This window comes from Curtobacterium sp. VKM Ac-2852 (genome assembly GCF_013205045.1).
In the GTDB taxonomy this organism is placed as follows: Bacteria; Actinomycetota; Actinomycetes; order Actinomycetales; family Microbacteriaceae; genus Curtobacterium; species Curtobacterium flaccumfaciens.
In genome coordinates this window covers 294,704-314,310 of the sequence record NZ_JABMLI010000001.1, presented here as the reverse complement: position 1 = coordinate 314,310, position 19,607 = coordinate 294,704, and the positions used below count along the sequence as shown (strand labels likewise).

Genomic DNA, 19,607 nt, shown 5'->3' with positions numbered 1-19,607 from the left:
CCGACGGAGCGAGTGACGGGAATCGAACCCGCGCTACCAGCTTGGGAAGCTGGAGTTCTACCATTGAACTACACTCGCGCGCCCCGCAGAACGGGACTCGGCAAGCCTAGCGGATTCTCGCCTGGAAGCCAGCCGACCGCGCACCGTACGCCGTCTCGCCGGCGCGTGTCGCGCCTCCCGAGTCTCCGCTGTGAGGGTGCGAGCCTGACGGACAGGTGTCGCCCCCGTGTGTACCGTCCAGGGAGTTCCAGCCCCGAACCGAGGAGGACCCGGATGGTCAGGCATCCCCTCATCGACGACGTGGTCGGCTCGGCGATCGTGGTCGAGTCCGCCTCGCCCGTCGTGTGGCTGACCGATGCGCTCGCCTCGCTGCTCCGCCGGTCGGCGGACGCCGGACGGACGGTCGTGCTCCGCACCGGCCGGGCCGCGGCGATCACCCCGGCACTCCGGCACGCGCTCGGCGCGTACGGCGCCGCGTGGGCGGTTTCCGACTTCGACGGCACACTGCGTGACGGCCGGACCGGCGTCGCCGCATCGGACATCGAGGACTTCGTGCACCGCGGCCCCGAACTCGTGGGCACCCCGTCGCCCGAGCACCCGGTCTCGGCCGACTCGGTGCGACAGATCAGCATCGACCTGACCCTCCGGCACCACCCCGGCCGTGCGGTCGACATGGGCTCCGCGATCGAGGCGTTGTGCCACACCGTCGGCACCTGCCCGACCCGGTGGGGCACCGCCGAACCGCTCACCGTGCCCTGGGACCGCTGGGTCGTGACGCAGTACGCGAAGCACGAGGCACCCGGCATCTCGACCTCGTACGCCGTCGGCGAGGGGTTCTCCGCGACGATGACCGCGCACCTGGTCGGCGGGGTCGTCGTCGAGACGATGTCCGCCGTGCTCACCGTGCCCGAGGAGAACACCGACCCGGGGCTGGCGAACCGGATGTTCGACGCCGTGCAGCGGGTCGCCGACCAGGTCGTCCCCGTGTTCGGCGTGGTCATGCAGCGCCGCGGGGACGCCGACCACCTGGTGCGGGCCGTCTCGCACGGCGAACCGTCGCCGCTCGCCGTCGTCGTGGGACCCGAGGCCGCGGGCTTCCTGGACCGCGACGGCGTCTGGCCGCCGCCGCGCACCACGACCGCGACCTTCGCGGCCGGCTCCGGCTCGGCCGCCCGTCCGGGTGCCGACGCGACCGACGACGGTGGGATGATCGTCCGCTTCGAGGACGGCTGGGAAGCGCTCGAGTCGTTCCTCGACCGCATCGACGAGGACCGCTTCCTGCAGCTGGTCGGCGGCGCACCGCTCGACCCCGCGCACGACGAGGGCACGCTCGACGGCCACGTCCGCGACGACCGGATGGTGGGCGGTCACGGTGCCCCGTGACGTCACCATCCTCTGCCGCCAGCCGGTCGAGACGCGCGAGGTGGCGGAGGCGCTCCTGCTGCACGACGAGACCTGGGGCGTCCGGGCGCTCGACGACGGCCCGATGATGCAGGTCTGCCGTGACGCCACGCACCCCGTGATCACCGTGCTCGGCGTGCGCCGGGTGGACTCCTTCGACGAGGTCGAGCGGATCCTGCCGGACGCCCCGACCCTGGCGACGCCGCTGTGGTGGGTCGACACCGTGACCCCCGCGGGCCCCGACGGGGAATCGGGGATCTCGGCCGCCCTCGAAGCCGCGATGGACCTCGACGCGGTCTGCATCGTCCACGGGGACTGACCGGGGTCGTTCCAGCCGGGTGGCCGGTACCGCGGGTCATTCCCGCTTGCTCATCGCTGCCAGGCGCTCGTTGTAGGCCTTGAGGTCGGCGTCACCGTCGCGGTCGGCCTTGCGGTCCAGGCGCTTCGCGTCGCGCTTGTCCGAGCGCATCCAGTTCCGGACGACGAGCAGGGCCACGAACACCATCGGGAGCTCCGACGCACCCCACGCGATGCCGCCGCCGGTGTGCTGGTCGTCGAGCAGCGCGGCGTCGTTCGTCTGGCCCAGCGCGTGGAACCAGTCCGCCGCGAACACCGACTGCGACGTCATGACCGCGACGCCGAAGAACGCGTGGAACGCCAGGGTGGCCAGCAGGGTGATGATGAGCATCGGGTACGGCGGGCGCTGCGGACCCGGGTCGACGCCGACGAAGACCCAGAAGAACAGGTAGCCGCTCAGGACGAAGTGGATGATCATCGCCACGTGCCACTCGTGCGACTGCATCGCGGCCTGGTACGCCGGCGTGAAGTAGAAGACCACGAGGGACCCGGCGAAGATGATGCCCGCGACGGCTGGCTTGCCGAGGAACTGCATCCAGCGGGAGTGCACGAAGAGCATGAGCCACTCGCGGGCGCCGCGTGAACCGTCGTTCCGGACCGGCAGGGTGCGGAGCGCGAGCAGCACCGGGCCACCGAGCACGAGCGGCAGCGGGACGAACATCATCAGCAGCATGTGCTGGAGCATGTGCGACGAGAAGTGGATCATGCCGTAGACGGCAGGGCCGGCCGACGTGGTCCAGATGAACAGGGCGCAGCCGATCAGCCAGGCGATGGTGCGGCCGACGGGCCAGGCGTCACCGCGCTTCCGGAGCTTGCGCACCGCCAGCAGGTACCAGACGGCCCCGACGACGGCCAGGCCGAGCCACACCCAGTCGATGTGCCACTGGGTCAGGTAGGTCTGCGTGGTCTGCGCCGGCGGGAACGGGAACCCGATCAGGCCGGAGCGGGTGTCCTCGCCCGTCGCCGGGGTCTGCGGGATCGGCGGCTGCGAGCGGGACACGGCGACCGAGACGCCGATCGCCACGGCCATGAACACGATCTCGGCCAGCGCGAACCGGGTGAACAGGCGGCGGTCGAGCGGCGCGCGGAGGAGCCCGGGCACGAGCTTCCGGCGCTGCACGATGCCCGCGACACCGAGCAGTACGAGGATGAGCGCCTTGACGGTGATGAGCCAGCCGTACGTCGTCGTGACGAGGTCGAGCGGGCCGGTCAGACGCAGCGACGCGTTGACGATGCCGGAGAACGCCACGGCCCCGAACGACCAGCCGGCGAGCGTCGAGTACCGGGCGATCACGCGTCCGGTCGCGCCCTTGGTGCGGGTGCGGAGCAGGACCACGGCGACCAGGCCGCCGGCCCACACGCACACCCCGACCAGGTGGATCGCGAGCGAGTTCACCGCATTCGCGTGCTCGAGCGACCCGGCGGCGTGGCCGGACAGGGCCAGGGGGAGCAGGGCGAACAGGCCGATCACGGTGGCGAACGCCAGGGTCGTCACCCGGGTGGCGAAGGCAGCGACCACCGTGGCGACCAGGATCGCGGCAGCCGACACCACGAGTGCCTGGCCGATCTCGACCTGGAACGCGAAGAGCATGAAGTTGCGGGCGAACACCGGGCTGGTGAGCGGGACACCGAGGGTGTTCGCGCCGGTCAGGACGATGCTCACCGCGGCCGCCAGGAACCAGACGGCGCCGGTCGCCGCGGCCCACCGGGTGGCCCGGTGCTGCACGCTCGACAGGGCGCCGTGGTCCTTCTTCTGCGCGGGCAGCGCGAACGCCGCGACGATGAGGAGCCCGATGGTCAGCGCCGCCATCGTGTCGTGCACGACTCGGGCGATCGGCAGGCCGTACTCGACGACGTCGCCGGCGGACACCAGCTGCTGACCCGCGCTGAAGGCACCGGTGATCGTCAGCCCGAGGATCGAGCACGCGACGGCGAGCGGGATCGCGATGACGAGGACCGTCGCGACGGTGGACGAGCGCCCGGTGGTGGGGGCGGCGTCCGGCGCTGACCCGGTGGGCTGGGTTTCGGGTGACGTGACGGTCATGACCGTCCAATGGTAGGCGTGCCGGCTGGCAACCGGCCCCTCGGATGCGCGCTCAGACCCGCCGTTCCCAGATGCCCTCGCAGCCGACGCCGACGAACCCGACGGCCTCGTTCACGTCGAGCATGTGGCGGTTCTCCTCCGCGTTGAAGGTGATGATCGACGGGTGCCCCGGATGCTCGCGCTCGACGGCCTCGATCCCGACCGCCTTCAGGAGCCATCCGAGCCGCTGCCCACGGTGCTCACGGACGACGAGGGTGTCGCCCTGCATGACCGGCTGCGCGAGGGGACCGGGGACGGCGAGCTGGGTGAACCCGACGAGCGACCCGGTCGAGGTGTCCTCGACCACGACCGTGCGCATCGTGCGGGGTCCGTCCTCGAGGTGCTGCTCGTGTGTCCGGAGCCGCTCGACCGTCCAGGCGTCCTCGGGCTCGGTCATGTCGCCCGACGGGGCGTCGGTGCTCATCCGGGTCAGCAGGAGCGCGAGGTCCGACTGCCACCGATCGGGTGTCGGGCCCGTCCAGGTGTGCACGCGGTGGTGGTCACCCGACGCCGCGGTCGCAGCCGCATGGACTTCGGCCACCGCGGCCTCGGCAGCCGGGAGTGCGAGACGGCTGATCCGGTTGACCTGCCCGAGCCGCCAGCCTCGACGGGTCAGGAACCGGACCGCTGCCTCGTCCTCCGGGACGGCCCCGAACCCGGTGGGGGCCTGTCGGTACCCGGGGCCGGATGCCGGCCCGACCTGTCGTGAGACCGCGTAGGTCTTCCACTGCGTGCGTCCCTGACCGCGAGCGACGTCCTCCAGGTGTTCGGCCAGGAGCGTGCCCACGCCGCGACGTCGGTGTTCGGGTGCCACGCTGACCGCGATCCAGCAGTTCGGGGCGGCAAAGTCCACCTTCGAGTCGTACGAGCCGGCTCCGACCGCGGTCCCCTCGTCGTCGCGGACCAGGAACAGTCGGCTGGGTGCGTCCGGGTCGAGCAGGTACGGCAGCTGTTCCTCGGGGGTCCAGAGCAGCTCGGGCAGGTGCGTGGTCGCGACCTCGGCCCGGTTCTGCACGTCGACCCACTCGCGGAACACCGAGACGACGGCCGGGTCGTCGTCCATGGTGGCGGGCACCGTGATCTCGTCGACGGTGTACGTGGTCATCACTGCTCCGAACGCCGCCCGCCGGGGTGGTGGGCAGCCTGGCAGCATACCGGCGCGACGCCCGCTGCCGCTAGGCTTCGTCCGTGCTGCTCTCCGACCGCGACATCACCGCCCAGCTCGCCGAAGGCCGGATCGGCCTCGACCCGTACGACGCCTCGCTCGTGCAGCCGTCGAGCATCGACGTCCGGCTCGACAAGTTCTTCCGGCTGTTCGACAACCACAAGTACCCGCACATCGACCCTGCGGTGGACCAGCCCGACCTGACCCGCCTGGTCGAGACCGACCCGGACGAAGCGTTCGTGCTGCACCCGGGTGAGTTCGTCCTCGGCTCCACGTTCGAGGTCGTGACGCTGCCCGACGACATCGCGGCGCGGCTCGAGGGCAAGAGCTCGCTCGGTCGCCTCGGGCTCCTGACCCACTCGACCGCGGGCTTCATCGACCCCGGGTTCTCCGGGCACGTGACGCTCGAGCTGTCGAACGTGGCGACGCTGCCGATCAAGCTGTGGCCGGGGATGAAGATCGGGCAGCTCTGCTTCTTCCAGCTGTCGAGCCCGGCCGAGAAGCCCTACGGTTCCGCCGAGTACCAGTCCCGTTACCAGGGTCAGCGTGGCCCGACCGCGTCCCGCTCGGCGCAGAACTTCCACCGGGCGGACGTCTCAGACCCGCGCTGACGAGCGCCGGACCGTCCCGTTTCGTCCGGCCATGCACAGACCCGTCGGTTCCGCCAGCAGACGAAATGTCGCATGCTGTGTATCGTTGCAGCATGTCCGCTGTCCCCCCACGGTCCGCCCCGCCACTGTCGGCCGCGGTGCTCATCCGCGACGCCCGTGAACGCGCCGAACTGACCCAGGTCCAGCTCGCCCAGCGCGCCGGCGTCACCCAGAGCGTCATCAGCACCTACGAGAACGGTCGGCGTGAACCGTCGCTCGCCGCCCTGCAGCGGATGCTCCGGGCGGCGGGCTTCACGACGACGATCGACCTGCAGCCGGTCGAGGAACCCCAGCCGCTCCTCGAAGGGGTGGTCGCCGCCCGGCAGGACCTCGTCGACATCGTGCAGCGGTTCGGCGGGCGGAACCCCCGGATCTTCGGCAGCGTCGCCCGGGGTGAGGACGGCCCGGACAGCGACGTGGACCTGATGGTCGACGTCGACGCGGGGCTCGGGATCTTCGCGCTCATGCGGATCCAGGACGCCGCCGAGCGGTTGCTCGGCGTCCGCGTCGACGTGGTCGACGCCGCGGGCATGCACCCCGGGGTCGTCCGGACCGCGGTGCCGCTGTGAGCACCGAGCCGGGCGTCCGACGTGCCGTCGGCGACCGCCTCGACGACGTCATCCGGGCCTGCGAGGCGATCCGGCGCTACGTCGACGACGAGCGGCTGCCCGAGGACCTGGTGCAGGACGCGGTCCGGATGCGCCTGGTCGAGATCGGCGAGGCCGTGCGGGTGCTCCCGGTCGGGGTCACCGCGAGCGAGCCCGGCATCCCGTGGTCGCGGGTGTCCGACCTGGGGGAGCGGCTGACCCGGCGGTACTTCGACACGACGCGTGCGCTGGTGTTCGGCACCGCCCGCACCGACGTCCCGCACCTCGCCGACGCCGCGCGCCGGTTGCGCGCTGCCCACCCCTGACGGACGCGGGCGCGGACCGGGCGCGACCACGTGCCCTGGGCGGACCACCCGGCGGACTGGAGGCACGGATCACGACGTGCACCGAGCCTCCCGTCCGCCGTGTGGCCGGCCGCAGGACGACGCAGGACGGCCCGTCTCGCCGAGGCGAGACGGGCCGTCCGTGGTGCTGGGGAGATCAGCCCTTCTTGGCGAGCTCCTCGAGGGTGTCGTTGCCCTTGTAGGCCTCGACGGCGTTGTCCTTGGTGACCAGGACCGGCGTGAGCTCGATCGCGGGGACCGTCTTCTTGCCGTTGTAGTTGTTCGTCTTGTCCATCTTCGTGTCGGGCTTGTCGCCCTTCGACAGCGTGGAGACGAGGTCGACGGCCGCCTGGGCCTCCTTCGACGTGTCCTTGAAGATCGTCGAGTACTGCGTGCCCTGCATGATGAGCGGGATGGACGCGGTCTCCGAGTCCTGGCCCGTCACGACGGGGTTGTCCTTGCCAGCGGCCTTGGTCGCGGTGAGGATCGCACGGGCGAGGGTGTCGTTCGGCGACAGGACGCCGTCGAGCTCGGTGTCACCCGTGTAGTACTGCGAGAGCAGGTCGGTCATGCGCGACTGGGCCTTCTGCGCGAGCCAGCCCTGCGTGACGACCTTCTGGAACGTGGTCTGACCGGAGACGACCTTGATCGTGCCGTCGTCGATCTTCGGCTGCAGGACGTCCATCGCACCGTTGAAGAACACGGTCGCGTTGGCGTCGTCCGGCGAACCGGCGAAGAGCTCGACGTTGTACGGCTTGTCGCCCTTCTTCTCCTCGAGGCCCTTGAGCAGCGCCTCGGCCTGGAGCTGGCCGACCTTGAAGTTGTTGAACGCCACGTAGTAGTCGACGTTCTTCGTGTTCAGGATGTTGCGGTCCCAGGCGATGACGACGGCGCCACGGTCCTTGGCGGACTTGACCTGCGCGGTCAGCTGCGAACCGTCGGCGGCACCGATGATGACGGCCTTGGCGCCCTTGGTGATCATGCCGGAGATCTGCGACTGCTGGTCGGGGACCGGGTTGCCGGCGTTGGCGTACTGGATGTCGGCCTTGAAGCCGGCGTCCTCGATCGACTTCTTGAACGCGGCACCCGCGAGGACCCAGTTCTGCGAGGTCTTGGCCGGCAGGGCGACGCCGATGAGGTCGCCCTTCTTGATGCTGCTGGTGCTGCCGGCGTCGTCGGACGAGCCGCGTGCCGAGCATCCGCTGAGGGCGAGGCCCGCGATGAGCGCCAGGCTGAGGCCGGCGACGATCTTCTTGCGCATGTGATTGCTTTCTCTTCGTTGAGGAGGTGTGGGGCCGGAGCCCCGCTGTGGGGAGGGGTGAACTAGGGGAGGGTGATCTTGTCCGGCTGGTCCTCGATGGACCGCGGCTGCTGGGCGGCCACCGTGTTCTGCTCGGTGTCCTTCCGCTGGAACTGCCGCATCATGCCGCCGATCAGCGACGGGCGTCCCTGCGACTTCGAGTAGACGTCGAAGGCGACGGCGACGAGCAGGACCAGGCCGCGGATGATCTGCACCTGGTTGGACTCGAGGCCCATGAGCTGCAGACCGTTCGACAGCAGCGCCATCACGAGACCACCGATGATCGAGCCGGAGATCGTGCCGACACCACCGGCGACCGCCGCTCCACCGACGAACACGGCGGCGATCGCGTCGAGCTCCCAGCCGGTGCCGTCCGCGGGGCCCGAGGCGCCGGAGTAGGCGACGAACACCATGCCGGCGATCGCGGCGAGGACCGACATGTTCATCATGACGAAGAAGTTGACCCGCCGCGCCGAGACGCCGGACAGGACGGCTGCGTTGGCGTTGCCGCCGACGGCGTAGACCTGGCGACCGAAGATCGTGTTCTTCGTGACGAAGCCGTAGACGATGGTCAGGATGCCGAGGATGATCGCGACGATCGGGACCGAGGTGCCGACCGGGCCGTGGCCGAACAGGTACGTGGCGACGAGCGTGACGGCGACCAGGATGCCGGTGCGGACGATCGAGACCCACAGCGGCGGGACCTCGGCCTGCATCTTCCGACGGCGGGCACGGCCACGGGCCTCGATGATGATGAGCGCGAGGATCGTGACGAGGCCGATGAGCAGCGTGCCGTTGCTGAACCCGAAGTCGGGGCCGAAGTCACCGAGGAAGCCGGCGCCGATCGGGGTGAAGGCGTCCGGGACGGGGACCGACGTCGAGTTGCCGATGATCTGGTTCACACCACGGAAGATGAGCTGACCGGCCAGCGTCACGATGAAGGCCGGGACCTTCACGAACGCGACCCAGAAGCCCTGCCACGCACCGATCAGGGCACCGCACGCGAGACCCAGGATGATGGCGGCCCACACCGGGAAGTCCCACACGGCCATGGACTGCGCCACGACGATGCCGACGACCGCTGCGACCGAACCGACCGACAGGTCGATGTGCCCCGCGATGATGACCATGACCATGCCGAGCGCCAGGATCAGGATGTAGGAGTACTGCAGGAACAGGTTGATGACGTTGGTCGGCTCGAGGATGAGCCCGTTCGTCGTGATCGAGAAGAAGATCAGCAGCACGATGAGCGCGATGATCATGCCGTACTGGCCGATGCTGTTGCCCTTGCCGAAGAGCAGTTTCAGGTTGTTCATGAGGCGGTGGCGCCCTTCCGCGCGGAGGTCATGCTGCGCATGAGCGATTCGGGATCGGCCTGGTCGGCCGGGAGGTCAGCGGTGATCTGGCCCTCGAAGATGGTGTAGATCCGGTCGGAGAGACCGAGGAGTTCGGGGAGCTCGGACGAGATGAGGATGATGCCCTTCCCCTCGGCGGCGAGCTGCTGGATGATCCCGTAGATCTCGAACTTGGCGCCCACGTCGATGCCGCGGGTGGGCTCGTCGAGGATCAGGATGTCCGGGTCGGTGAACATCCACTTGGACAGGACGACCTTCTGCTGGTTGCCACCAGAGAGCTTGCCGACGTTGTCCTCGACGCTCGGCACCTTCGTGCGGAGCATCTTGCGGTACTTCTCGGCGACCGAGTATTCCTCGAGCGAGTCGACGACACCGGCCTTCGAGATCTTCCGCAGGTCGGCGGCGACCGTCGAGCGCTTCACGGTGTCGAGCAGGTTCAGGCCGAGCGCCTTGCGGTCCTCGGAGACGTAGCCGAGGCCGTTCTCGATCGCCTGCTGGACGTTCGTGACCTTGATCTCGCGGCCGTCCTTGATGATCTGGCCGTCGAGCCAGGTGCCGTAGGAGCGACCGAACAGGCTCATCGCCAGCTCGGTGCGTCCGGCGCCCATCAGACCGGCGAAGCCGACGATCTCACCGCGGCGGACGTGGAAGTTCGAGGCCTTGCAGACCAGACGCGACGAGTCGACCGGGTGCTGCACGGTCCAGTTGCGGACCTCGAAGAAGGTCTCGCCGATCTTCGGGGTGCGGTCGGGGAAGCGCGACTCGAGCGAGCGGCCGACCATGCCGCGGATGATGCGGTCCTCGTTGACGCCGTCCGCCTTGACGTTGAGCGTCTCGATGGCCTTGCCGTCGCGGATGATCGTGATCTCGTCGGCGATCTGCTCGATCTCGTTGAGCTTGTGGCTGATGATGATGCTCGCGATGCCCTTGGCCTTCAGCCCGACGATCAGGTCGAGCAGGTGCTGCGAGTCGTTCTCGTTGAGCGCGGCGGTCGGCTCGTCGAGGATCAGGAGCTTGACGTCCTTGTGCAGGGCCTTCGCGATCTCGACGAGCTGCTGCTTGCCGACACCGAGGTTCTTGATCTGCGTGTCCGGGTCGTCGGCCAGGCCGACGCGGGCGAGCAGGTCCTGCGCACGCAGCTGCGCGGCGGTCCAGTTGATGACGCCACCGCGGCTCGGCTCGTTGCCCAGGAACAGGTTCTCGGTGATCGAGAGCTCCGGGATGAGCGCCAGCTCCTGGTGGATGATGACGATGCCGGCCTGCTCGGACTGCTTGATGTTCGAGAAGCGGACTTCTTCGCCCTCGTAGACGATCTCGCCGCTGTAGGTGCCGTACGGGTAGACGCCCGACAGGACCTTCATCAGGGTCGACTTGCCGGCGCCGTTCTCGCCGCAGATCGCGTGGATCTCGCCGGCACGGACGCTGAGGGAGACGTCGGCCAGCGCCTTCACACCAGGGAACTCCTTGGTGATCGAGCGCATCTCGAGGATCGTCTCGGGTGCGGTGATCGACCGGGTCTCGAGGCCGGTGTCGATCGGGGTTGACGCCACAGTGCATCTCCTTCTGCCGCTTCGGTGCGGCAGTGTGTTCGGGTGGTTCTGCTGCGGCAGCGAAAGCACAGGGGGCCTGTGTGGACTTCGTTGTCGCGTCCGGATCCGGCTCGGTGTGACGCTCATGTGAACGGTCACATCGGCTGGACGGAGGCAATTTACGCACAGCCTCGGTGCGGCTGTCAATTCGGATTGGTCGCGTTTTCGTAACGGCGTGCGTGATCCGGAGGGAACGTCCCCCGGGTTGGGGCCAGGGGCCCCGGGGGCGGGCGTTTTGTTGCGCGAATCCGCATGCGCGGACGGGAGGCCCGTGGTGGGCCGGCCACGGGCCTCCCGTCCGCTTCGTGGTCGCGTCCGGAGCCGCGCTCGCCGGTGCGCCGCCGCCGTGCGGTTCCGGGCGTGGCTGGTGCTTCCGGGCGTACCTGGTCGAAAGTTCGTGGCAGGTGTGCCCGTTCGTGGCAGGTACTCGGGGCGTGGCGCGGCCCGAGGTGCGTCAGCGCGTGCGGGGCGCGCTGGTGGAGGCGCGCACGACCAGCTGCGGGACGATGTCGATCGGGCGGAGGAGCTCGCCCTCACTCGGCAGCAGCAGGTCCACGCAGCGACGCCCGAGTTCGGCGAAGTCGACCTGCACCGTGGTGAGCGGCGGCCAGAAGTGCTTCGCCTCGGGGATGTCGTCGTAGCCGACCACGGACAGGTCGCCCGGGACGTCGAGTCCGTACGAGCGTGCCGCGTGCATCACCCCGAGCGCCATCTGGTCGTTCGAGCAGAAGATCGCGGTGCAGTCCCGCCACCGCAGCAGCTCACGGCCGGCGTGGTAGCCGAAGTCGGCGGTCCAGTCGCCCAGGATCGGCGGCGCGACGGCCATGTCGCGGTCGGACATCTCGCGCAGGAACCCCTGCATGCGGGCGTCGGCCTCGATCCAGTCCTGTGGTCCGGCGATGTGCCGGACGTACTCGTGCCCCAGGTCGAGCAGATGCGCGGTCGCGAGTCGTGCGCCCTCCATCTGGTCCACCCACAGCGCCGTCGGGTCCTCGCCGACGCTGGCGCGCATGGTGACGTAGGGGGTGCGGATGCCGAGCTCCGCGATCAGGTCGAAGACCCGCTGCTGGGGTGCGATGACGACGATGCCCTCGACGTCGAGGTCGAGCAGGTGCCCGAGTCCTTCACGCACGGCGGCATCGGTCGCCTCGGCGATGTTCGCCGTCGTGACCGAGTAGCCGCGGAGCATCGCGGCGTCCTCGATCGCCTGCAGTGCCACGGCGGGACCGTAGTGGGCGCGGCGGGCCGTCAGGACGCCGATCGTGTGGGTCCGGCTCGTGACGAGGGCGCGTGCGGCCCGGTTCGGCCGGTACTGCAGCTGCTCCATGGCCGCGAGGACCTTGTCGCGTGTCTCGGCCCGGATCGCATCCGAGTTGTTCAGCACCCGCGAGACGGTCTGGTGCGAGACGCCCGCGATCCGTGCGACGTCACGGATGCTGGGCGAACGCGGTTGCTGTGTCCGCGATGACGCCATTGCTGCTCGTTTCCGCCCGGGCGTCGTGGCACATCGATGTGCACGTTCACATTCCGGGCCAGATCATTATGCACGTCCGGCGGATCGACGCCACCTGTGCGTCGATCCACCGTCCGCTCAGAGCCAGTTGCGCTTGCGGAAGATCGCCCAGAGCACGCCCATCAGCAGGAGCATGCCGAGGATCGCGACCGGGTACCCGTAGTGCCAGTGCAGCTCGGGCATGTGGTCGAAGTTCATCCCGTACACACCGGCGATCAGGCCCGGTGCGAACAGGATCGCCGCCCACGACGAGATCTTCTTGACCTCCTCGCCCTGGCGGTGTGCCGCCCGGGCGAGTTGCCGGCTCTCCTCACCCTGGGCCAGGCTCGCGCTGGTCATCCGGCGCATCGCCTCGTTCTGCTCCTGCGACACCAGGGTGGCGTGCAGGGTCAGGGCGTTCTCGAGCAGGGCGCGGAACGAGTCGACGCGCTCGGTGACACGGAGTGCGTGGTCGTGCACGTTGCGGAGTCGGTGCTGCACGTCGTCGTCCACGCCGTACTTGTCGGCACCGCGGAGCAGCCCCGTGACCATCGCCGGCACCGGGGTGGTGGCGCGCTGGAACGCCAGGACCTCGCTGAGCAGCTGGTAGATGCGCTTCGAGACCCCGGGGTCGACCTGCCCGGCGAACAGCTGGTCCTCGATGGCGTCGATCTGCTCCTGCAGCACCTGAACGACGGGACCGTAGCCGTCCACCACCTCGTCGAGCACGGCCGCGGTCACCGCCTCCGACCCCTTCGCCAGGAACTCCGGGTCCGCCTCGACCTGCGCCCGCAGCACCGCCAGGTCGGGTCGAGCGGCGTGCCGGACGCTCACCACGAAGTGGTCGCCGACGAACAGGTGCACCTCGCCGAACTCCACGGTGCCCTCGGACGGGTCGAACCAGGCCGGCCGGAGCACCAGGAACAGGGTGTCGCCGTAGCGCTCGAGCTTGGCGCGCTGGTGTCCCTTGCGGGCGTCCTCGACGGCGTTCTCGTGCAGGTCGAACTCGGTGGCGACGGCCTCGAGCTCGTGCGGGTCGGGCCGGAGCAGCCCGATCCACGTCAGGTCGCCACGAGCCGGTCGCGACAGGGTCGACGGAGACTCCACGCGGCGTCCCCGGACGTAGATCGCGTTGTCGATCAGTGCCATGTGCGTGCTCCTTCGGTGGGGAGCAGGCGGGCGCGATGGCGCCCCGGCGGCGATCCGGGGCGGGGCAGGGTCAGCGAGCGGGCGCGACGACCGACACGGGCGGCCGGCCCGATCGAGGATGGTCACCCGACATCGCGCCTCACCTGCCCTTCTCGTCTCGTCGTGGCGGCGCCCGGAGCGCTGCCGACGGTCGAGCGTACGCCTGCGGCACGGGTCGGACAACCCGTCGCGGCAGGCGCAGGAGCGTCAGCGCGTGACGTGCAGCCCAGCGGTCTCGAGCTCGGCGAGCTGCCACCCGAGCCACGGGCTCCAGGCGAACGGCGCGCCGGCGACGGCCTGCCTGAGAGAGTCTTCGGACACCCATGCCCACTCGGCGACCTCGTCGTCCGCGGGCGCCGGGGTGTCGTCGGTCACGGCGCGGAAGACGGGGCAGACCTCGTTCTCCACGATGCCCGAGGCGTCGACCGCGCGGTACCGGAACTCCGGCAGCACGACCTCGACGTCGCGCACGGTGATGCCGAGCTCGCGGGAGGCCCGACGAGCGATCGCGTCCTCGAAGGACTCGTCCGGACCGGGGTGGCCGCAGAAGGTGTTCGTCCACACCCCGGGCCAGGTCTTCTTCGACAGTGCTCGCCGGGTCACCAGGACGTCACCGTCGGTGTTCCGGACGTGGCACGAGAACGCCAGGTGCAGGGGCGTGTGGGCTGTGTGCACCGTGAACTTGTCCGCCGTGCCGATCGGGGTACGGTCGTCGGCCAGGAGCACCACGGATTCAGGGAAAGCGTTCATCTGTGTCGATAGGTTAGGCCAATGAGCGAGGAAGCGACCACCGTGCCGCACATCGACCTCGCGCTCGTCGACGACTGCCTCGAGCGCTTCTTCGCCGTGTCGTCGGCGCGTGCCGAGCGCTACGGCCGACCGTCGGAAGAACTGTGGCGCGTGCTCCGCAAGGCGAGCATGGGCGGCAAGCGCTTCCGGCCCCGCATGGTCATGACCGCGTACGCCGGCATGGGCGGCACCGACGCGCACGCCGCCGCCAACGTCGCAGCGGCGTACGAACTCCTGCACACCGCACTCGTGGTGCACGACGACGTCATCGACCGTGACTGGTCGCGCCGCGGGCAGCCGAACGTCGCCGGGTCCTTCCGTGACAACGGGACGACGGGCGGCCTGCCGCTGCCGACCGCCGAGCACCGGGGGATGAGCGCCGCCGTGATCGCCGGTGACCTGGCGCTCGCCGGGGCCCCCCGCTTCATCGAGGCCGCTGGCGTCGACGGCACCCGGCGCGAGCGACTGCTCGAACTGTTCGACGAAGCCGTGTTCGCGAGCGCGGCCGGCGAGATGACCGACGTCGACCTGGCGCTCGGCGTGATGCCGACGGTGGACGAGGTCCTGGCGATGGAGCGGGCGAAGACGAGCGTGTACTCGTTCGAGGCTCCGCTGCAGTCCGGCGCCGTGCTGGCCGGTGCCGACGAGGAGATCGTCACCGCACTCGGTGCCTTCGGTCGCGAGATCGGCATCGCGTACCAGATCGTCGACGACCTGCTCGGGGTCTTCGGCGACGAGACCATGACCGGCAAGACCGTGCTGGGCGACCTGCGCGAGGGCAAGCGCACGATGCTCATCGCCTACGCGGCGACCACGGACTGCTGGCCGGACCTCGAGCCGTACCTCGGCGACCCGGACCTGACCGAGGCCCGTGCGGACGAGGTCCGTGCGACCCTGGTCTCCTGCGGTGCGCGCGGCGCCGCGGAAGAACGCGTCGCCGACCACACCGCACTCGCCCGGGCCGAGCTCGCCCGGCTGCCGTACGACCTCGCCGACCGCCTGGAGGCCCTCGTGACCGAACTCGTGGAGCGCGCCCGGTGACCCACAGCACCACCACGGCGACCGGATCCCGTCCGGCTCGCCTCCAGCTCTACGACGCCACGGCCGAGGCCGCGTCGGGTGTCGTCATCGACCGGTACTCCACGTCGTTCGGGCTGGCGAGCCGCATGCTCGCCCGCGACACGCGCGAGCACATCCGGAACGTCTACGCGCTGGTCCGCGTCGCCGACGAGGTCGTCGACGGCCCCGCGACCGAGGCCGGTCTCGACCGCGAGCTCGCCCGCACGGTGCTCGACGAGCTCGAGGCCGACACCGAACGGGCCATCGCGCTCGGCTTCTCGGTGAACCCGGTCGTCCACGCCTTCGCCCGCACCGCCCGCGCCACCGGCTTCGGTGCCGAGCTCACCGCCCCGTTCTTCGCCTCGATGCGCATGGACCTCGACCGCACCGAGCACGACGACGCCTCGTTCGACGCGTACGTGTACGGCTCCGCCGAGGTCGTCGGCCTGATGTGCCTGCGCGCGTTCGTGTACCGGGCCGGTCGTCCGACGTTCGACCAGGCCGAACTGGTCGCCGGGGCGCGTGCGCTCGGCGCCGCGTTCCAGAAGGTGAACTTCCTGCGTGACCTGCACGCCGACTTCGAGGTGCTCGGTCGCTCGTACTTCCCGGGCGTCGACATCCGGTCCTTCGACGAGGCCACGAAGGACCGCCTGGTCGCCGACGTGCAGGCCGACCTCGACCACGCCGCACGGACGATCCGGCTGCTGCCGGCCGACGCCCGCAACGCGGTCGGACTCGCACACGCGCTGTTCCAGGAACTCAACGACCGACTCGCGCGCACGCCGGCGAGCCGCCTCGTCACGACGCGCGTGCGCGTCCCCAACCCGGTGAAGGTGCGCCTCGCGGCGCAGGTCCTCGCCGGACGCGCACCGCTCCGGTCGCGCGTCACCACCCACCGGCCGGGAGGCTCCTCATGACCCCGCCCCGCGCCTCCCGACCGACGACGGTCGTCACCACCACCCGGCGCAAGGTGCCCGCACGCCGCGCCGTCGTCATCGGCGGCGGCATCAGCGGCCTGGCGGCCGCGGCTCTGCTCGCACGCGACGGCTTCTCGGTGACGGTGCTCGAGCAGCGCACGCAGCTCGGCGGCCGTGCCGGCTCGTGGGAGCAGGACGGGTTCCGGTTCGACACCGGACCGTCGTGGTACCTCATGCCCGAGGTCTTCGACCACTTCTTCCAGCTGCTCGGGACGTCGGCCGAGGCCGAACTCGACCTGGTGAAGCTCGACCCCGGTTACCGCGTCTACAGCGAGGGCCACGACGAGCCGATCGACCTGCGGGCCGACGCCGAGGCCAACATCGCGTTGTTCGAGTCCATCGAGCCCGGTGCCGGCGAGCGGATGCGGAAGTACCTCGCGTCGGCCGAGGACACCTACACGATGGCCGTGCGCCGGTTCCTCTACACGAGCTTCCAGGACCTCACGAAGCTCGCCGCACCCGACGTCCTGCGTCGCCTGCCCAAGCTCGCGCGCCTGCTGCTCGAGCCGCTCTCCACCTTCGCCGAGACCGCGGTGCGCGACCGTCGCCTGTGGCAGATCCTCGGCTACCCGGCGGTGTTCCTCGGCACGAGCCCGTACGCGGCACCGAGCATGTACCACCTGATGAGCCACCTCGACCTCGCCGACGGCGTGCTCTACCCGAAGGGCGGCATCACCGAGGTGATCTCCGCCGTCGAGCGGGTCGCCCGGGCCGAGGGCGCGAAGATCATCGCCGGTGCGAAGGTCGAACGGATCGTCGTCGAGGACGGCGTCGCCACCGGCGTCGTCCACCGCGACCGCGACGGCGTGCAGCACACGGCCCCCGCCGACCTCGTGGTCAGCGCTGCCGACATGCAGCACACCGAGATGCAGCTGCTCGACCGCGAGCACCGCACCCACGGCGCCGACCACTGGAAGAAGCGCGACCCGGGCCCGAGCGCGGTGCTCGTGTACCTCGGCATCGACGGTCCGACGCCGGGCCTGCTGCACCACACCCTGATGTTCACCGCGGACTGGAAGGCGAACTTCGGCGCGATCTTCGGGGACGACCGGCACGTGCCGGACCCCGCCTCGATCTACGTCTGCGCCCCCTCCGAGACCGACCCGAGCGTCTCCCCGCCAGGCACCAGCAACCTGTTCATCCTGGTGCCCCTGCCCGCCGACCTGTCGATCGGCAAGGGCGGCATCGACGGTGCCGGTGACTACCAGGTCGAGCAGATCGCGGACCGTGCCATCGACGTGCTGGCCGAGCGCGCCGGGGTGCCGGACCTGCGCGACCGCATCCGGGTCCGACGCACGATCGGACCGCGCGACTTCGCCGACGACCTGAACGCCTGGAACGGCTCGATGCTCGGCCCGGCGCACACCCTGAAGCAGAGTGCGTTCTTCCGCGAGAAGAACGCGTCGAAGAAGGTCGAGGGGCTGTACTACGTCGGCGCTTCGACGATCCCGGGCATCGGTCTGCCGATGTGCCTGATCAGCGCCGAGGTCCTGCTCAAGCGCATCCACGGCGACCGGAGCACCGAGCCGCTGCCGACGCCCCTCGGGGCTCCGCGGGACCGGACCGAGACCGCCTGATGCCCGGGGTCTACCTCGCCGGCCTGGTGGTGTCCCTGGTCGGCATGACCGTGCTGGACGCCCGCTTCCGGCTGTTCTTCTGGCGGGCACCGTGGCGGGCGGCGGCCGTGATGGTCGTCGGTGTCGCGTTCTTCATGGTGTGGGACGTCGCCGGTGTCGCTGCCGGCATCTTCTTCATCGGGCCGCAGAACCTGCTCACCGGGGTGCTCCTGGCGCCCGAGGTCCCGCTCGAGGAGCTCTTCTTCCTGCTGCTGCTCTGCTACTCGACGATGGACCTGGTCGGCTTCGTCCGGCCCCTGGTGCAGCGTGCGACCGATCGGCGGCGTGCGTGAACGGCACCGGGGCGTACGCGCTTCTGGCCCTGCCGTTCTTCGGCGTCACGGCCGTCGTGGCCGTTGTCGCCGGCGTCGTCGCCGCCCGCCGGGCCCGTGCAGCGGGTCGACGGCCGGGGGTCGGGCGTCGGGTCGCGGTGCTCACGTCCGTGATCGCCGGCGTCGCGCTGCTGGTGATGACGATGGTGTTCGACAACGTCATCGTCACGCTGCGGATCGTCGCCTACGACCCGTCGCTCATCAGCGGTGCGAAGATCGGTGCGATCCCGGTCGAGGACCTCGCCTACGCGATGTCCGCCATCGTGCTGCTGCCCAGCCTGTGGGTCCTGTTCGACCGGACCGGCGCACGCGACCGGACCGGCGCGCGCCGCGCGCCCGACCCGACCCCAGCACCAGCGGAGCCAGCACCAGCAGAGGACATGAAGTGAACGCCAGCACCGCCTCCAGGCCGTCGACCCTGCGCGCCCTGTTCGTGTCGTCACGCCCGATCAGCTGGGTGAACACCGCCTACCCGTTCGGCGCCGCGTACCTGCTCGGCAGCGGGGTCGGCGTCGAGGGCGGCGGCGGGTTCTCGCTCGTCGCGTTCCTGGTCGGCGTCGTGTACTTCCTGGTGCCCTACAACCTGGCGATGTACGGCATCAACGACGTCTTCGACTACGAGTCCGACCTGCGCAACCCGCGCAAGGGCGGTGTCGAGGGCGCCCTGCTCGACAAGAGCGTCCACCGCACCACGCTGTGGGCCGTCGTCGTCACGAACGTCCCCTTCCTCGTCGCGCTCGTGGTGCTCGGTGCGGTCAGCGGCAACGGGCCGTGGTCGTGGCTCGTCCTGGCGATCAGCGTGTTCGCGGTGATCGCGTACTCGGCCCCGGGCCTGCGGTTCAAGGAGAAGCCGTTCCTCGACTCGCTCACGTCGAGCACCCACTTCGTCTCACCGGCGATCTACGGCCTCGCCCTGGCCGGCCCGCACTGGACCGGGGAACTCGTCGCCGTCTGCATCGCGTTCTTCCTGTGGGGTGTGGCCTCGCACGCGTTCGGTGCCGTGCAGGACGTCCTGGCCGACCGCGCTGGCGGCATCGGCTCCGTCGCGACCGTGATCGGCGCACGGGCCACCGTCCGCCTGGCCTTCTTCGCCTACCTGGTCGCCGGGATCGCGCTGCTGTTCTCGGCGTTCCCGGGCCCGATCGCCGCGGTCGTCGTCGTGCCGTACGCGCTCAACGTGCTGCCGTGGTGGAACATCACGGACCAGGGTGCCGAGGCCGCGAACGCCGGGTGGAAGCGGTTCCTCTGGATCAACTACCTGGCGGGCTTCATCGTGACGATGGCGCTCATCGCGTACGCGTTCACGCACTGACAGACTGGACG

General features: G+C 70.1%; 19 protein-coding genes and 1 tRNA gene. 11 read left to right on the top strand and 9 right to left on the bottom strand.

Translation table 11 applies throughout. The annotated features are described in order from the left end of the window. Window positions 1–7: 7 nt before the first annotated feature. Window positions 8–78, bottom strand: a tRNA-Gly gene (locus HQQ79_RS01480). Between the two features lie 195 nt (window positions 79–273). Between HQQ79_RS01480 and HQQ79_RS01475 the strand changes: the two genes are divergently transcribed. Continuing rightward, a complete protein-coding gene (locus HQQ79_RS01475) occupies window positions 274–1,383 on the top strand; it encodes a DUF6177 family protein (RefSeq protein WP_173032260.1) in 1,110 nt (369 codons plus the stop codon). Further along, a complete protein-coding gene (locus HQQ79_RS01470; protein WP_027464937.1) occupies window positions 1,373–1,720 on the top strand; it encodes a hypothetical protein in 348 nt (115 codons plus the stop codon). The genes HQQ79_RS01475 and HQQ79_RS01470 overlap by 11 nt, the downstream gene beginning before the upstream one ends. A 36-nt stretch (window positions 1,721–1,756) precedes the next feature. Here HQQ79_RS01470 and HQQ79_RS01465 read toward each other — a convergent pair whose 3' ends face one another. Beyond that, a complete protein-coding gene (locus HQQ79_RS01465) occupies window positions 1,757–3,802 on the bottom strand; it encodes a cytochrome c oxidase assembly protein (protein ID WP_173032259.1) in 2,046 nt (681 codons plus the stop codon). A gap of 52 nt (window positions 3,803–3,854) precedes the next feature. Next, window positions 3,855–4,946, bottom strand: coding sequence for a GNAT family N-acetyltransferase (locus tag HQQ79_RS01460; RefSeq protein ID WP_173032258.1), 1,092 nt, complete (start codon window positions 4,944–4,946; stop codon window positions 3,855–3,857). An 83-nt stretch (window positions 4,947–5,029) separates the two neighbouring features. Here HQQ79_RS01460 and dcd point away from each other — a divergent pair, with 83 nt between their 5' ends. From dcd to HQQ79_RS01445, 3 genes are all read left to right on the top strand, one after another. Further along, the gene (gene dcd, locus HQQ79_RS01455) at window positions 5,030–5,617 is read left to right on the top strand and encodes a dCTP deaminase (protein WP_027464935.1); all 588 of its coding nucleotides are present in this window, start codon (window positions 5,030–5,032) and stop codon (window positions 5,615–5,617) included. Between the two features lie 92 nt (window positions 5,618–5,709). Continuing rightward, on the top strand, window positions 5,710–6,225 hold the full coding sequence (locus HQQ79_RS01450) for a helix-turn-helix domain-containing protein (RefSeq protein WP_173032257.1): 516 nt from the start codon (window positions 5,710–5,712) through the stop codon (window positions 6,223–6,225). After that, on the top strand, window positions 6,222–6,569 hold the full coding sequence (locus HQQ79_RS01445; protein WP_173032256.1) for a HepT-like ribonuclease domain-containing protein: 348 nt from the start codon (window positions 6,222–6,224) through the stop codon (window positions 6,567–6,569). The genes HQQ79_RS01450 and HQQ79_RS01445 overlap by 4 nt, the downstream gene beginning before the upstream one ends. A gap of 175 nt (window positions 6,570–6,744) precedes the next feature. On the opposite strand, the gene HQQ79_RS01440 is transcribed toward HQQ79_RS01445, so the two are convergent. The 6 genes from HQQ79_RS01440 to idi all read right to left on the bottom strand — a co-directional run bounded on the left by HQQ79_RS01440 (window position 6,745) and on the right by idi (window position 14,261). Beyond that, window positions 6,745–7,848, bottom strand: a complete 1,104-nt coding sequence (locus HQQ79_RS01440) for a sugar-binding protein (protein WP_027464932.1) — start codon at window positions 7,846–7,848, stop codon at window positions 6,745–6,747. 62 nt (window positions 7,849–7,910) lie between these two features. Beyond that, window positions 7,911–9,203 carry a multiple monosaccharide ABC transporter permease gene (mmsB, locus tag HQQ79_RS01435; protein WP_173032255.1) on the bottom strand — a complete coding sequence of 431 codons (1,293 nt, stop codon included), beginning with the start codon at window positions 9,201–9,203 and terminating at the stop codon, window positions 7,911–7,913. After that, a complete protein-coding gene (gene mmsA, locus HQQ79_RS01430; protein ID WP_138803433.1) occupies window positions 9,200–10,723 on the bottom strand; it encodes a multiple monosaccharide ABC transporter ATP-binding protein in 1,524 nt (507 codons plus the stop codon). Before mmsA ends, mmsB begins: the two co-directional genes overlap by 4 nt. Before the next feature lie 562 nt (window positions 10,724–11,285). Then, the gene (locus tag HQQ79_RS01425; RefSeq protein ID WP_017886425.1) at window positions 11,286–12,305 is read right to left on the bottom strand and encodes a LacI family DNA-binding transcriptional regulator; all 1,020 of its coding nucleotides are present in this window, start codon (window positions 12,303–12,305) and stop codon (window positions 11,286–11,288) included. A 117-nt stretch (window positions 12,306–12,422) separates the two neighbouring features. Next, window positions 12,423–13,472, bottom strand: a complete 1,050-nt coding sequence (locus HQQ79_RS01420; RefSeq protein WP_071404930.1) for a magnesium and cobalt transport protein CorA — start codon at window positions 13,470–13,472, stop codon at window positions 12,423–12,425. Window positions 13,473–13,718: 246 nt separating this feature from the next. Then, complete coding sequence (gene idi / locus HQQ79_RS01415) at window positions 13,719–14,261, bottom strand: isopentenyl-diphosphate Delta-isomerase (RefSeq protein WP_071246200.1); 543 nt, start codon at window positions 14,259–14,261, stop codon at window positions 13,719–13,721. A gap of 21 nt (window positions 14,262–14,282) precedes the next feature. Between idi and HQQ79_RS01410 the strand changes: the two genes are divergently transcribed. The 6 genes from HQQ79_RS01410 to HQQ79_RS01385 are packed head-to-tail and all read left to right on the top strand — an operon-like array spanning window position 14,283 to window position 19,596. Continuing rightward, window positions 14,283–15,341: a polyprenyl synthetase family protein gene (locus HQQ79_RS01410; protein WP_071246198.1), complete on the top strand. Its 1,059-nt coding sequence runs from the start codon at window positions 14,283–14,285 to the stop codon at window positions 15,339–15,341. Next, entirely contained in the window at window positions 15,338–16,276 is a 939-nt protein-coding gene (locus tag HQQ79_RS01405) for a squalene/phytoene synthase family protein (RefSeq protein WP_110858704.1), read from the top strand. The genes HQQ79_RS01410 and HQQ79_RS01405 overlap by 4 nt, the downstream gene beginning before the upstream one ends. Further along, on the top strand, window positions 16,273–17,913 hold the full coding sequence (gene crtI, locus HQQ79_RS01400; protein WP_139178940.1) for a phytoene desaturase family protein: 1,641 nt from the start codon (window positions 16,273–16,275) through the stop codon (window positions 17,911–17,913). Before HQQ79_RS01405 ends, crtI begins: the two co-directional genes overlap by 4 nt. Beyond that, a complete protein-coding gene (locus tag HQQ79_RS01395) occupies window positions 17,913–18,245 on the top strand; it encodes a lycopene cyclase domain-containing protein (protein WP_027464925.1) in 333 nt (110 codons plus the stop codon). Before crtI ends, HQQ79_RS01395 begins: the two co-directional genes overlap by 1 nt. Then, entirely contained in the window at window positions 18,242–18,673 is a 432-nt protein-coding gene (locus HQQ79_RS01390) for a lycopene cyclase domain-containing protein (protein ID WP_173032254.1), read from the top strand. The genes HQQ79_RS01395 and HQQ79_RS01390 overlap by 4 nt, the downstream gene beginning before the upstream one ends. After that, a complete protein-coding gene (locus HQQ79_RS01385) occupies window positions 18,670–19,596 on the top strand; it encodes a prenyltransferase (RefSeq protein ID WP_173032253.1) in 927 nt (308 codons plus the stop codon). The genes HQQ79_RS01390 and HQQ79_RS01385 overlap by 4 nt, the downstream gene beginning before the upstream one ends. Window positions 19,597–19,607 lie beyond the last annotated feature (11 nt).